A 13,056-nucleotide genomic window follows, 5' to 3' on the forward strand; every position below is an offset into this window, starting at 1 on the left:
GTACGGCTGCGCTTCTCGTCGCAACCTCGGGCCGCTCGCTAAGGCTGCCGGGTGTCTTTAGTCCGGGTTACTTTCCCTTTCCGGCTTGGGCTTGCGTGCCGATCCGGCCACCATCAGATACTCGAACAGCCGGCACTCGATGGCGCCGTTGAAGAGCGGCGTGCGCTTGCTGGCCTTGAGGCGCACGCCCTTCGGCAGCAGCGGGTCGCCGGTGAAGAAGTAGGCGCGCCAGCCGCTCCAGTTGGCCTTCAGGGCATCGCCCAGCTTCGGGTAGAAGGCTTCGAGTTCCGACGTATCCGACAGCCGAACGCCGTAGGGCGGGTTGGCCACCAGCACGCCGCTCGCCGCGGGCGCCTTGCGGTCGAGCAGATCCATCCGCTCCAGCTCCACGCAGCCATCCAGCCCCGCGCTGCGCAGATTGACGAAGCTCTTTCGCACCTGATCCTCGACGATGTCCGAACCGTAGATCGCCAGCGGACGTGGCGCCTGCCGGCGGGCGTCGGCCGCCTTGCGGATCGGCAGCCAGGTGTCCCGCTCAAAATGCTTGAAGCGCTCGAACGCAAAATGCCGGCCGAGCCCCGGCGCCACGTCGAGGGCCATCTGGGCAGCCTCGATGAGGAAAGTGCCGCTGCCGCACATCGGGTCGCACAAGGCCTCCTCGCCCGGCCTCCAGCCGGTGAGGCGCAGGATGCCCGCTGCGAGGTTTTCCTTCAGCGGCGCCTCGACGGCCGCCGACTTGAAGCCCCGCTTGTAAAGCGGCTCGCCCGACGTATCCAGATACAGCGTGACGGTATCGGCCGACAGAAAGGCATGCACACGGATGTCCGGCGTCTGGGTGTTCACATCCGGGCGACGTCCGACAATGGTGCGGAAGTGGTCGCACACCGCGTCCTTGATCTTCAGCGTCACGAACTCCAGGCTGCGCAGGGGCGACTTGTGGGCGGTGACGAACACGCGGATCGTCTCATCCGGCGTGAACCACTTGGCCCAGGTGGGCGCGTAGGCGATGCGGTACACGTCCTCTTCGTTGCGGTAGCGGCCCATCGAGACCTGCCACAGCACGCGGGTGGCGATCCGGCTTTCCAGGTTGGCGCGGTAACACAGCGCCCAGTCGCCGGAAAACTGCACGCCGCCGGGCACGGCCTTCGGATCGGTGGCGCCGATGGCGCGGAGTTCATCGGCAAGAAGCGGCTCGAGGCCGCGGGGGCAAGGGGCAAAGAAGTTCAAGGCAGCAATCCGGTTCGGAAATCAGGTTCGGTCAATCAGAAGGGCTTCAGCACGACGAGGAAGACGCAGGCGAACAGCACCAGCACCGGCACCTCGTTGAAGAAGCGGTACCACACGTGGCTGCGCGTATTGCGCCCTTCGGCAAAGGCCCGCATCAGCCGGCCGCAATACAGGTGGTAGACGATCAGGAAGGTGACGAGCATCGTCTTGACGTGCAGCCAGCCGCCGGTAAAGCCGAAGCCGAACCACAGCCACATCCCCAGCGCCACCGCGAGGATGCCCAGGGGCGTCATGAAGCGGTAGAGCTTGTTCTCCATCAGCGCGAGGCGATCGAGGGTGGCCTTGTCGGTGGCCATGGCGTGATTCACGAACAGCCGCGGCAGGTAGAACAAACCGGCGAACCAGCTGGTGACGAAGATGATGTGCAGGGCTTTGATACTCAGAAAAAGCATGATGTGGGCTCGAAAGGGAAAAATCAGGAAACCGCCAGACGACGCACGCGCAGGGCGTCGGCGACGGTCGGATACATCAGGCGGGCGCGCAGTTCCCGCTTGATGCGGTCATTCTTCAGGCGCCGCGACTCGGACATGAACGACAGGGTGAGCGGCGACAGCCGCCCGGCCAGTTCGGCCCGGGGCAGGCGCGGCGGGCGCGGCAGGCCGACGGCATCGGCCACCAGATCGAAGTACTCGCCCATCTTCAGGCTGCTGTCGTCCGACGCGTTGTAGGCCCGGTTGGGCCGGCCGCGGAACAGCGCCAGCCCCAGCAGCCGGGCCAGATCGTCGGCGTGGATGTGGTTGGTGAACACGTCGTCCTCGGGCGCCAGCACTGGCTCGCCCTTTTCAAGACGCGCCACCGGCAGGCGCTCGGCCCCATCGTAAATGCCGGGCGCCCTGAGCACGCTGACCCGGCATCCGGTACGCCCGCCAAATCGCCGCAGGTGGCATTCGGCTGCAACGCGCCGGACCGCCCGGGCCGAGGCCGGACGCGGCGGACGGGTCTCGTCCAGCCAGGCACCGGCGCAGTCGCCATACACGCCCGTGGTACTTATGTAGATGAGCCGTCGTGGTAGACTCGCGCGACGCGTCAGCGCAGCGAGAAGACTGCGCGTGCGCGGATCGTCACTACCCATATTGGGCGGTGGAGCACAGTGCAGGACGTAGTCCGCAATGCCGGCCAGCCTTCCAAGGCTTTCCGGCTTGTCCAGGTCGGCAATCAGGGTTGTCGCACCAAGGGCCCACAGGGCCGCACGTTCTTCAGGGCGGCGCACCACGGCGCACACGCGAAACCGGCGTTGCAGCCACGGGATGATCCGGCGCGCCACATCGCCACTGCCGACGATCAGGACTTGCTTCATTTTTCGACGTTTCATTTAACGATTATCTCACGGCCACCCATCATGTCGTTCCAGGTCACCCTCCAGCCCAGCGGACTCGAATTCCCCGCCTCGGCTGACGATACCGTTCTCGAAGCCGCCCTTGCTGCCGGCCTGCTGCTTCCCTACAGCTGTCGCGACGGCGCCTGCGGGGTTTGCAAGAGCAAGGTGCTCTCCGGCGACCTGGACCTGGGCCGCTTTGGCGAAAGCACGCTGACTGAAGCCGAACGCGAGGCCGGCATGGCCCTGCTGTGCTGCGCCCGCCCCCGCTCCGATCTCACCCTCGAGGTGCGCCAGGTGAGCCGCGCCGGCGAGATCCAGGTCAAGAAACTGCCCTGCCGCGTGCAGAAGCTCGTGCGCGCCGCCGATGACGTGATCGTCCTCGAGATCCGCCTGCCCGCCACCGAGAAATTCCAGTTCATCGCCGGCCAGTACATCGACTTCCTGCTCGCCGACGGCAAGCGCCGCAGCTTCTCCATCGCCAACGCCCCGACCGGCGCCGACTTTCTCGAACTGCACATCCGCCATGTGCCGGGCGGCTTCTTCACCACCCACGTCTTCGAGAAGCTCAAGGAGAAGGACATCCTGCGCTTCGAAGGCCCACTGGGCGGTTTCCGGCTCGACGAAAGCTCCCAGCGCCCGATCGTGCTGCTCGCGGGCGGCACCGGCTTCGCGCCGATCAAGAGCATCGTCGAATACGCCATCGCCACCGGCATCCAGCGCCCGATGACGCTCTACTGGGGCAGCCGCAACCTCGCCGGGCTTTACCAGTTCGACGTCGCCAAAGGCTGGGAAGACCGGCTCCCGGGCTTCCGTTTCGTGCCCGTGCTCTCCGACAGCCCGGCGGAGGACGCCTGGACCGGCCGCACCGGTCTCGCCCACGCCGCCCTGATGGCCGACCTGCCTGATCTCTCCGGGCACGAGGTCTATGCCTGCGGCTCGCCAGCGATGATCGACACCGCCCGCGCCGACCTCACCCGCCAGTGCGGCCTGCCTGCCGACGCCTTCCACGCCGACGCCTTCAGCTTCTCGAACGACGCCAAGGCTGGCTGAGCCGGCACCGGAACCCCACCCATGAGCAATGCCGTCCTGATCACCCGCGAACCGGTGATCAACAAGCAGCACAAGATCACCGCCAACCGGCTGATCGTCCACGCCACGTCCGTTGCTCAGGCAGTGGAAACCCTGTCGGAGCTGGCAGATGTGTGGCCGACGACCCATCCGGTCTTCGTGAGCCTGTACCGGCTGGTGCCCACGCCGGATCTCCTCGGCTGGAAAGCCCCCGCCAACGCGATGGTGGAGATCCCGACCCAGGCCATCGCCCACCCGCTTACGCTGGAGCTGATTCCCAAGCTGCAGGCCGCCGGCATCAGCCTCAACCTCACCTGGCATCAGCCCGACACCATCGTCTCGCCGGATGTGGCATGGCGCTTCGTGATCATCGACGCCAAGCGGCAGCCCGTGCCGATTGCCCCGCCCGGCCTGGCGCTCGCCTGGGGCCTGCCGGACGTGCCAGCGTTCCGCAATGCAATCGTCGGCGGCTACGACGGCGCATCGGGCTGGTTCTTCCTGCACGGCGTCAAGACCGACGGCAAGCTCGCACCGTCCCACGCCCAGATCGTCCGGCTGCTCAATCTGGTGCGCAAAAATGCCGAAGTCAAGGAAATTGAAAATGTCCTAAAGCAGGATGTGGCGCTGTCATACAAATTGCTGCGTTACATCAATTCTGCCGGTTTCGGACTGATGTGCGAGATCCAGTCCTTCCGCCATGCCGTGTCGATCCTGGGCTACGACAAGCTCCACAAGTGGCTGTCGGTGCTGCTGATCTCCGCCAGCCGCGATCCGTCCGCGCCGGCCCTGATGCAGACCGCGATCGCCCGCGGGCGCTTCATGGAGCAGATCGGCGCGGCCTTCTTCGAAAAAGCCGAACTCGACAACCTGTTCATCACCGGCGCCTTCTCGATGCTTCACCTGCTGCTGGGGGCCAGCCTCCAGTCGGCGCTCGACGAAATGCACCTTCCGGCCCCGATTTGCGACGCCCTGCTGGGCGGAGATGGCGTTTATGCACCTTTTCTCAAACTCGCGCGGGCACTGGAGAGCTTCGACGACAAGAATCTGGCATCCCTTGCCAATGATCTTCACATCACGCCGGAACGCATCAACCGGGCACATCTTGAAGCGCTCTCGTTCGCGGACAGCCTGCAGTTCGGCTGAATCCCGCGCTGCCAAAGGCGGGCCGGGACGCAAACTCTTCACAACGTCGCGAACTGGGTCACGCTCGGAAGCGCAAGCGCCGGTGCGGGCGAGCATAAGTCACAGGCGAGAGCCGGGGGGGTACGGTTAGAATTCAAAGCACTAAATTTGTGAAATACGTGCTTCATTCATGCCCACCACCCGAATATCCAAAATGCGACGTCCCCTAGCTGCACCGACATCGCGTCTGCCAGCGCTGCGGGAAACCGCGTCCGCGCTGCTGCGGATACTTTCGGCTGGCGATGCATCCCGACACGATATTGCACGTGTCATTATCCTCGATCCCGTGATGGTTTTCGAGTTGCTTTTGACAGCACCGCTGAGCAAGAGCGACTTTTCTATTGCCCTCATCGACGTGCTCATCGAGCGCCTCGACCGGATCGACGCCGGCCTGCTGCAGGCGTGGGCACTGCGCCACATGATCCAGCAACCCCAGCACCGGATCTCGCCCCGCGCCCACCGGCATCACACGATGCACAGCCTGTTCGTGGCCGAGCTGGCGGTCAACCTGGCTCGCGAGATCGGCTACCCCCATCCCGACGAAGCCCGCTCCGCCGGCCTGCTCCACGACCTCGGCCTGCTGTGGCTCAATGAATACGGCGAACAGTATGGCCGCGTGCTGGCCGACGCCATCGACGAGCGCAGCCTGTCCTCAGCCGAATGGGAACGCTACGGCCTCGACCACGCCGAGATCTCCGCCGACCTGGCCGCCCGCTGCGGCTTCCCGCTGGGCATCATCGACGCCATCGCCCTGCACCAGGCCGAGCCAGAGGCCGTCGATACCGCCCACCCGCTGGTGCGCGTGATCGCCGCCGCCGAAGAGCTCGCCAGCTACCGCGGCAGCCAGTCCGCCGCCAGCCTCGAAGGCGCCAGCCGCCTCACCAAGATCGACGGCAGCGTGTTGGTCAGCGTCCTCGCCGATACCACTCGCGGCATGCAGGAGATGGTCAAGAGCCTCGAGATCATCGTCGAACCGACCATGCTCACCCTGCCCTGGGCCACCCCGGGCACCGACTCCGAGCGCGAGAACATGGACAGCGGCATCGCCCGCACCGCGCTCAGCGCCTTCGCCCGCAGCGCCTTTGTAGACGCGGCCACCGCGCGCCAGAGCTTCGACGTGGCCACCCGCCTGCTCCTTGGCCTCGACGCCCCCGTGCTGTTCGTAAAGTCCGACAGCGACGACGCCCTCGTGGGCGCGCCGACGATCACCCATCCGGGCCTCGACCAGATCAGGATTTCCGCCCGCGACGAGCACAGCGCCGTTGCCGAGGCCTACCGTAACAACGCCGAAGCCCGCTACCAGAGCGGCCCGCGCCCGCCTGGCAAGTGTGCCGCCGACTGGCAGCTGGCCCGCTGGCTCGACAGCGACGGCCTGCTCTGCGTGCCCTGGCAGAATCCCAACGAGACCGGCGTGGCTGTGTTCCCCTGCGCCGGCGCCGAGCAGCCGGGCACCGGCATGGAGCCCGCCCTGCGCCGCTCCGTCACCGAGGCCGCCACCAACCGCATCTCCGAGCGCCGCGCCGAAGAGCAGATGCGCCTCGACCTGGAAGACAGCATCGCCCGCCGCTACGTGGATCACGCCCGGCGCATCGCCCACGAGGCGAGCAACCCGCTCACCGTCATCAAGACCTACCTGGGCCTGATCGACGAACGGGTGGACGACCCGACCCTGAAGGAACAGCTCGGCCTGCTCAGCGAAGAACTCGACCGCGTCGGCGCCCTGGTGCGCAAGGCCAGCGACTTCACCTCCATGACGCCCTCTGGCCCCGCCCACAGCGGTGTCGCCGAAATCCTGCACGACCTGCGCGCGCTCTACGGCGAAGCGCTGTTCGCCCGCAAGGGGATCGCCTTCGAGCTGCGCACCTCGCCCAACCTGCCCGCTGCCGCGATTCCGCCTGACGCCCTGAAGCAGGTGTTCCTCAACCTCTTCAAGAACGCCGCCGAGGCGATCCCTGAAGGGGGCAAGCTCACCGTGTCGGCCGTCTCCGGCATCAACGCCAACGGCAGCCAGTGCATGGAGATCCGGATCGTCGACAACGGCCCGGGCCTCGCCCCCGAGCGCATCGAGACCCTCTTCAACCCGGGCGCCCGCAACAGCGACAAACCGGGTGGTGGCGTCGGCCTGCCGCTGGTCCGCGAACTGGTTGCCGCGGTCGGTGGCACCATCCTGTGCCGCAGCCAGCCGGGCTCCGGAACCGTGTTCCAGATCTTCATGCCACTGGCGGCAACCCACTGACTTGATGCATCATTGCCGCGCCAATTAGAAGAGCCATGTCCGGGAGTCACAATGGTCATCCCCTGGGAAGGAGCTTCCTTCCCGACAGAGGCGAACCGGCGAACGTCGGCAGAGTCTCTTACCCGAATCCTAGTCGTCGACGATGAACCGTCCCTGCGACGGTCGGTTGGCGCCCTCCTGCAGGGCAGCGACCGGCTGATCGAGGACTGTGGTTCCGTCGCCGAGACACTCGCTCGTCTCAACACCCGCTCCTACGACCTGCTGATCCTCGACTTCCGCCTGCCCGACGCCTCGGGCCTGGCGGTGATGGACTGGCTGCTCAGCAACGACCGCCGCGAATCCGTCATCATGATCAGCGGCGAGCAATCCATGGAAGCCGCCATTGGCGCCCTGCGCCGCGGCGCCGACGACTTCCTCATCAAGCCCTACGGCGCCGACCAGATCCGCCGTGCGGTGACGGGCGCCCTCGTCAAGCGTCAATCCGAGCGCACCCACCGGCTCAGCCAGCAGCGCCTCCAGTCGTCCGAGCAGATGCACCGCTACATGGTCGAGAACTCCCTCGACCTGATCTACACCCTCGACGCCGAAGGCCGCTTCAACTACCTCAACCTGCGCATCGAGTCGCTGCTTGGCCATCCCCGCAACGCCCTGATCGGCAAGCACTTCTCCGAGATCGTCCACCCCGAGGATCTCGAACGGGCCCGCTACGCGTTCAACGAGCGGCGCACCGGGCCCCGCGCCACGATTAACATCGAGCTGCGCCTCGCCCGCAACCCCTATGGCGCCGATGGCGACGACACCGGGCCGGTGGCCGTCGTGCTCAACGCGATGGGCATCTACAATAGCGTCGAATCGCGCTCGCCGTCCCATTACGCCGGCACCTACGGCGCGGCCCGCAGCCTGCCCGCGCTGCGCACCATCGAAGCCAGCCCGCGCTACCAGACCTACCACGACCCGCTCACCCAGCTGCCCAACAACGAGCTCTTCCAGGATCGCCTCAACCTGGCGATCACCCAGGCCAAGCGGCGCAAGGGGCTCATCGCGGTCATGTTCATCGACATGGACCGCTTCAAGCAGGTGAACGAAACCCACGGCCAGGGCGAAGGCGACGCCCTGCTGCGCTCGGTGGCCCTGCGCCTCAAGCAGTGCCTGCGCCGGGGCGACACCCTTACCCGCCACCGCAGCGACGAGTTCGTGGTGCTGCTGCCCGACATCAACGACCAGGAAGACGCCCGCGCCATCGCCGAGAAGGTGCTGCTCGCCTTCCGCAAGCCCTTCCCCTTGAGCGAGGGCGAGGTGCTCATCACCATCAGCATGGGCATCGCCCTGCACCCCGAAGACGGCGACACCGCCGAGGATCTGGTCCAGCACGCCAGCGTGGCGATGCACCAGGTCAAGGGTGACGGCCGCAACGCCTACAGTTTCTTTTCGCCGGACATGCACGCCAGCTACCGCACGCGGGTGTCCCTCGAAAAGGAATTGCGCCAGGCCATCAGCCGCAACGAATTCGAGCTGCACTACCAGCCGCTGGTCAGCCTCTCGCAGGATCGCATCACCGGCATGGAAGCCCTCGTGCGCTGGCGCCACCCGTCCCACGGCATCGTCGCGCCATCGCGCTTCATCCACTTTGCCGAAGAAGCCGGGATCATCCACGACATCAGCCGCTGGGTGCTCGAGACCGGCTGTGCCCAGCTGGCCGTGTGGCGCCGCCAGTTCCCCGATCTGCGCCTCACCGCCAATCTCTCGTCGCGGGATTTCGACCAGTCCGACCTCTCCGACACCATCTCCCGCACCCTGTCGCGCAACGGCCTAGCCGCCGGCAGCCTGGAGCTCGAGATCGCCGAGAGCCTGCTCCTCGAGAACACCGAGCGCGTCGCCCCGCGCCTGCAAAACCTGCGCGAACTGGGCGTCGGCGTGTCGATCCACGATTTCGGCACCGGCTATTCGTCCCTCGTGAGCCTGCAGCGCTTCGGCGTCACTCGCCTGAAGATCGACCGCAGCTTCGTGCGGGACATGAACGGCCACGGCAACCACCCCATCATCAGCGCCATCGCCGGCATCGCCCAGGGTTTCGACATCCGCCTGGCCGCCGAAGGCGTCGAGCGCGGCGAGCAGATGACCACCCTAGACGGCATGGGCTGCGACGAGATGCAGGGCTTCTACTTCTCCCGGCCGGTGGATGCAGAAGCCGCCACCCGCCTCCTGCGGGATTTCCGCCCCTCCCGCGTGAGCCACGGCAACACCGGGGCGCCGGCCGCATCCTGAACGGCCAGCCACCTCAAACCGTCATGTTTCGCCGCTAGATTTGCCCCATCGTCGAACCCTCGAGGTCCTCGCCATGGGAATCTACCGCCTCATCCTCGCCTCCCCCCGCCAGCCCGAAGCCCCCAGGCTGGTCGCCGAACACATCGACCCGTCGTGGCTCAAGCAGCGCGGCTACGAGATCGCCCGCACCCTGGGCGACGCCGCTGCGGTCTGGGCCGCCCGCCCGGGCAGCGACAGGCAGCTCGCCCTTCACTGCCGCACGGGGCACGCGCTCGCCATCGTCAGCGCCTGAAACCGGCGCCGTAAACGGCAAGCGGCGGACCACACGGCCCGCCGCTCGAGATTACGGAGGACAGGTTCAGCGCCGGAAGGGAATCAGCTCCCCGGCAGAAAAACCCTTGTCCTGCAGGCGGTTCTGGGCCGCGACGGCGTCACGCCGGTCGTTGAAAGGCCCCACCACCACCCGGGTTTCCAGCTGGGCCGGGATGCCCGCCGCCGACAACCGGGAACGCAGCGCCTCGGCCTGAGCCGCCGTCCCGAACACCCCCACCTGGACCGCGTAGCCGCCCTGGGCGTCGCTCGCGACAGGCGTCTTGACCACCGCAACAGGTGCGGGCACCGCCGCAGCCGGCGCGGGCGCAGCAACCGCGGCCGGCGCCGTTGCCGGTGTCGATGCGGGGGTCGCAGCCGAAGGGGCGGCAGAAGGCACGGCCACCCCACGGGGCTGCGTTGCCTGCGCCACGGGCGCAACCGCCGGGGCCACTGCGGCAGGCGCCGCGTCACGCTTGCGGGCCGGCTCGGCAGCTGGCGCAGCCACCACGCTCTGGGAACCCGGCCGCAGCACCGGACGGGTCTCCTCGACCGGCTTGCGGGTACGTTCGACGAGCCTGTCGCCCTTGTCACCGGTGGGCAGCGGCGGCGGCGTCGAACTGCCCTCGACGGGCGGCTGTGGTTCGGGTTCGGTCGGCGCCGCGGCGCGCACCACGTCGGGCGGGGCATCGCGGCCGGGCTCGGGCAGCGGCGTCACCTGGGCCGGCGCGATCGGCTTGGTGGGCACCACCGCCGCCTCGGGCTGAGGCGGCCGGGATAGGTGATCAAAAACCGCCAGGCCGCCCAGGAGGACGGCAATCAGCCCCCCTGCGACGCCCGCGCGTACCCACAGCTGCCGGCGGGGATCTTCGTCCTCGTCATCGTCCGGCACATCCGGTCTGTCCGTCATGCTCCCCCCTCGGCCCGCGCCAGCGCGCAGACCAGTTCGGCTTCTGCCACCGAGATTCCACAGTGCTCCGCAATCTGGCTTGCGGGAATGCCGCGCCCGGCCAGCAGCATGGCCTCGGAGTGCTGCGGCGACTCCGGCCGCACATACTGGGCTTGCGGCTGGGCCTGGGCCCGATCATGGGCCAACTGCATTTCATTGAGATCAAGGCGCAGGGCCACCAGCTCGCTGCGCAGGAAATCCTGTTCGGTGCGCAGCTGGGCCACATCCCGACGCAGCTGCTGGATCTCGAGTTCGTTGAGGGTCTCCTGGGGCACTTCGAGCGGGTTGTGCGGCGCCATCGGGGCGGGCGCCGGCATGGCCGCAACGTCGGCCACCACCGTCTGGGGCGAGCGGCCGGGGGCTTCCGCGGTGCTGGCGGCCTTGCCCGGCAGGGCCAGACGGAACAGGATGATCGCCAGATAGATGGAGAGCACGGCGACCAGCGCCCAGACACCCTCCCGCAGACCTACATCGATCATCGGCCCGGCTCCCTGGCTGCGGCGCCGCATTCTTTTGACTGAAACCTTTGGCTGACGATGATCGTTCCCCTGGAAACCGGCGCTTGTACGACATGAATTTGACGCTGCGATAATAGCCGCGTGCCTCTTCAGCCACAATGCGACTTCTTCGTCTGTGCGCGTCTTTTCATCATGTTCTTCGTCAAAAAGCTGATCGCCCTGCTTCTGATGCCCCCGCTGGCCCCGCTGATCCTGATCTGCGCCGGACTGCTGCTGCTCCGCTGGCGTCCGCGCGCAGGACGCGTGCTGGCCTGGAGCGGCCTCGCCCTGGCCCTGCTGGTGACGACGCCTCCGGTGGTGGACGCCCTCCTCGACGGCCTCGAAGAGATCCCGGTGCTTCAGCCGACGCAACTGGCCGACGCGGGGGCGATCGTGATTCTGGGCGGCGGCGCGCGCACCAACGCGCCGGAATTCGGCGGCCAGACGGTCAATCGGCTCACCCTCGAACGGGTGCGCTACGGCGCCCGCCTGGCCCGTCAGTCGGGCCTGCCGGTGCTGGTGAGCGGCGGCGCGCCAAGCGGCAGCCAGCCCGAAGCCGAGCTGATGAAGACCGCGCTGGAAGAGGATTTCCGGCTGCCCGTGAAGTGGGTGGAAGCCGCCTCGCTGGACACCCGCGACAATGCCCGGATGAGCGCCGCGCTGCTGCACACCGAGGGCGTGAAACGGGTGGTGCTGGTGACCCACGCCGCCCACATGCGCCGCTCGGTGGAAGCATTCGAGGCGGCCGGGCTGGCGGTGATCCCCGCGCCGACCGGCTTCTTCCGCCGCGGCCCGGCCGACGACACCCTGCCCCGCCTGCCCAACATGAACTCGACCTACGCCGGCACCTACGCCATCCACGAATGGCTGGGCCTGCTGGCCTACCGCCTCAACCGCTGAACCCCACCCTTCACCCAGACCGCCCCATGCCCGACGACACCCGCCCCAACGACGACGCCTGCCGGCAATGCCGCTTCTTCATGGCCGCCGAGAGCACCCTCGGCACCTGCCATCGCTACCCACCGGCCTTCGCCGGCGCCCAGTCACCCCGCGAGGATCACCACTGGCGTTTTCCGATCGTCAGCGGGCTGGCCTGGTGCGGCGAATTCAGGCCACGGCACTGAGGCACCTCAGCGGCTGAAGCTGGCCTTGCGCTTGCCCAAGAAGGCGTTGATGCCCTCGTCGAAATCCGGCCGGGCCGAACAGCGGGCAAAGGCTTCGGCCTCCAGCAGCAGCTGGGTGTCGAGGCTCTGGTCGGGCGACTGGTTGAGCAGGCGCTTCATCTCGGCGTAGGTCTCCCGCGGGCCGTTCAGGATGCGGCCGACCAGGGTGGCCACCGCGTTGTCCAGTTCGGCCAGCGGCACGACCCGGTTCACCACGCCCAGGCGCTGGGCTTCGGTGGCGTCGAAGCGATCGGCCATCAGCAACAGCTCGAAGGCCTTGTGGCGCCCGACGATACGCGGCAGGAACCACGACACCCCGCCGTCGCCCGACAGGGCGATGCTGGCGTAGGCGGTGGTGAAATAGGCGTTGTCGGCCGCCACCACCATGTCGCAGCCCAGCGCCAGCGACAGGCCAAAGCCCGCGCAGGCGCCATGCACGCGGCCGATCACCGGCACGCGCAGTTCGGCCAGGGCCTCGACGCTGCGGTTGATGTGCTGCTCGATGGTCGCCCGGAAGCTGGCGATCCGGCTCTCCGGCGACAGGTGCAGCTGGCCGGCAAAATCCTTGAGATCGCCCCCGGCCATGAAGTGGTCGCCGGCGCCCTGGATCACCACCACCCGCAGGTCGTCCCGATGGGCGAGCTGGGCGGTCACGTCGGACAGGGCGTGCATCATGTCGAAGGACAACGCATTGAGCGCCTTCGGCCGGTTGAGGGTCAGCGTCGCGACGCCGTCTGCCATGTCGAGCAGGATGGGAGAGGTCATGAAAGGCGGTTCCTGTG

General features: G+C 67.4%; 13 protein-coding genes. 7 read left to right on the forward strand and 6 right to left on the reverse strand.

Features of this window, described 5'->3' with window-relative positions; genetic code table 11:
* Positions 1-57 precede the first annotated feature (57 nt).
* From GH681_RS01690 to GH681_RS01700, 3 genes are read right to left on the reverse strand one after another with little or no spacing between them, the layout of a single operon-like run.
* Entirely contained in the window at positions 58-1,227 is a 1,170-nt protein-coding gene (locus GH681_RS01690) for a class I SAM-dependent RNA methyltransferase (RefSeq protein ID WP_228111737.1), read from the reverse strand.
* Positions 1,228-1,262: 35 nt separating this feature from the next.
* Positions 1,263-1,679: a CopD family protein gene (locus GH681_RS01695; protein ID WP_153159722.1), complete on the reverse strand. Its 417-nt coding sequence runs from the start codon at positions 1,677-1,679 to the stop codon at positions 1,263-1,265.
* 23 nt (positions 1,680-1,702) lie between these two features.
* Complete coding sequence (locus GH681_RS01700) at positions 1,703-2,584, reverse strand: SDR family oxidoreductase (protein WP_153159723.1); 882 nt, start codon at positions 2,582-2,584, stop codon at positions 1,703-1,705.
* Positions 2,585-2,626: 42 nt separating this feature from the next.
* Between GH681_RS01700 and GH681_RS01705 the strand changes: the two genes are divergently transcribed.
* From GH681_RS01705 to GH681_RS01725, 5 genes are all read left to right on the forward strand, one after another.
* On the forward strand, positions 2,627-3,655 hold the full coding sequence (locus GH681_RS01705; protein ID WP_153159724.1) for a CDP-6-deoxy-delta-3,4-glucoseen reductase: 1,029 nt from the start codon (positions 2,627-2,629) through the stop codon (positions 3,653-3,655).
* A gap of 21 nt (positions 3,656-3,676) precedes the next feature.
* Complete coding sequence (locus tag GH681_RS01710) at positions 3,677-4,816, forward strand: EAL and HDOD domain-containing protein (protein ID WP_153159725.1); 1,140 nt, start codon at positions 3,677-3,679, stop codon at positions 4,814-4,816.
* 193 nt (positions 4,817-5,009) lie between these two features.
* Positions 5,010-7,091 (forward strand): ATP-binding protein, encoded by a 2,082-nt coding sequence (locus GH681_RS24015; protein WP_194271103.1) that lies wholly within the window; start codon positions 5,010-5,012, stop codon positions 7,089-7,091.
* A 51-nt stretch (positions 7,092-7,142) separates the two neighbouring features.
* Positions 7,143-9,356, forward strand: coding sequence for a bifunctional diguanylate cyclase/phosphodiesterase (locus GH681_RS01720; RefSeq protein ID WP_153159727.1), 2,214 nt, complete (start codon positions 7,143-7,145; stop codon positions 9,354-9,356).
* A 73-nt stretch (positions 9,357-9,429) separates the two neighbouring features.
* Positions 9,430-9,648: a hypothetical protein gene (locus tag GH681_RS01725; RefSeq protein WP_153159728.1), complete on the forward strand. Its 219-nt coding sequence runs from the start codon at positions 9,430-9,432 to the stop codon at positions 9,646-9,648.
* A 66-nt stretch (positions 9,649-9,714) separates the two neighbouring features.
* Here GH681_RS01725 and GH681_RS01730 read toward each other — a convergent pair whose 3' ends face one another.
* Together GH681_RS01730 and GH681_RS01735 are read right to left on the reverse strand one after the other, a co-directional pair.
* Entirely contained in the window at positions 9,715-10,575 is an 861-nt protein-coding gene (locus tag GH681_RS01730) for an SPOR domain-containing protein (protein WP_153159729.1), read from the reverse strand.
* Positions 10,572-11,093 (reverse strand): DUF2802 domain-containing protein, encoded by a 522-nt coding sequence (locus GH681_RS01735; protein WP_228111738.1) that lies wholly within the window; start codon positions 11,091-11,093, stop codon positions 10,572-10,574. The genes GH681_RS01730 and GH681_RS01735 overlap by 4 nt, the downstream gene beginning before the upstream one ends.
* A gap of 171 nt (positions 11,094-11,264) precedes the next feature.
* Here GH681_RS01735 and GH681_RS01740 point away from each other — a divergent pair, with 171 nt between their 5' ends.
* Together GH681_RS01740 and GH681_RS01745 are read left to right on the forward strand one after the other, a co-directional pair.
* Complete coding sequence (locus tag GH681_RS01740; RefSeq protein WP_153159730.1) at positions 11,265-12,011, forward strand: YdcF family protein; 747 nt, start codon at positions 11,265-11,267, stop codon at positions 12,009-12,011.
* 26 nt (positions 12,012-12,037) lie between these two features.
* Complete coding sequence (locus GH681_RS01745; protein ID WP_153159731.1) at positions 12,038-12,235, forward strand: hypothetical protein; 198 nt, start codon at positions 12,038-12,040, stop codon at positions 12,233-12,235.
* A 6-nt stretch (positions 12,236-12,241) separates the two neighbouring features.
* On the opposite strand, the gene GH681_RS01750 is transcribed toward GH681_RS01745, so the two are convergent.
* A complete protein-coding gene (locus GH681_RS01750; RefSeq protein ID WP_153159732.1) occupies positions 12,242-13,039 on the reverse strand; it encodes an enoyl-CoA hydratase/isomerase family protein in 798 nt (265 codons plus the stop codon).
* Between the last annotated feature and the right edge of the window lie 17 nt (positions 13,040-13,056).

It is taken from the genome of Zoogloea sp. 1C4 (assembly GCF_009469605.1).
GTDB classification, from domain to species: Bacteria; Pseudomonadota; Gammaproteobacteria; order Burkholderiales; family Rhodocyclaceae; genus Zoogloea; species Zoogloea oryzae.

Excerpts from the sequence above, each read along its gene's own strand:
- GH681_RS01695 (WP_153159722.1), bottom strand. The coding sequence starts at position 1,679 with ATGCTTTTTCTGAGTATCAAAGCCCTGCACATCATCTTCGTCACCAGC.
- GH681_RS01700 (WP_153159723.1), bottom strand. The coding sequence starts at position 2,584 with ATGAAGCAAGTCCTGATCGTCGGCAGTGGCGATGTGGCGCGCCGGATC.
- GH681_RS01705 (WP_153159724.1), top strand. The coding sequence starts at position 2,627 with ATGTCGTTCCAGGTCACCCTCCAGCCCAGCGGACTCGAATTCCCCGCC.
- GH681_RS01710 (WP_153159725.1), top strand. The coding sequence starts at position 3,677 with ATGAGCAATGCCGTCCTGATCACCCGCGAACCGGTGATCAACAAGCAG.
- GH681_RS24015 (WP_194271103.1), top strand. The coding sequence starts at position 5,010 with ATGCGACGTCCCCTAGCTGCACCGACATCGCGTCTGCCAGCGCTGCGG.
- GH681_RS01720 (WP_153159727.1), top strand. The coding sequence starts at position 7,143 with ATGGTCATCCCCTGGGAAGGAGCTTCCTTCCCGACAGAGGCGAACCGG.
- GH681_RS01725 (WP_153159728.1), top strand. The coding sequence starts at position 9,430 with ATGGGAATCTACCGCCTCATCCTCGCCTCCCCCCGCCAGCCCGAAGCC.
- GH681_RS01730 (WP_153159729.1), bottom strand. The coding sequence starts at position 10,575 with ATGACGGACAGACCGGATGTGCCGGACGATGACGAGGACGAAGATCCC.
- GH681_RS01735 (WP_228111738.1), bottom strand. The coding sequence starts at position 11,093 with ATGATCGATGTAGGTCTGCGGGAGGGTGTCTGGGCGCTGGTCGCCGTG.
- GH681_RS01740 (WP_153159730.1), top strand. The coding sequence starts at position 11,265 with ATGTTCTTCGTCAAAAAGCTGATCGCCCTGCTTCTGATGCCCCCGCTG.
- GH681_RS01745 (WP_153159731.1), top strand. The coding sequence starts at position 12,038 with ATGCCCGACGACACCCGCCCCAACGACGACGCCTGCCGGCAATGCCGC.
- GH681_RS01750 (WP_153159732.1), bottom strand. The coding sequence starts at position 13,039 with ATGACCTCTCCCATCCTGCTCGACATGGCAGACGGCGTCGCGACGCTG.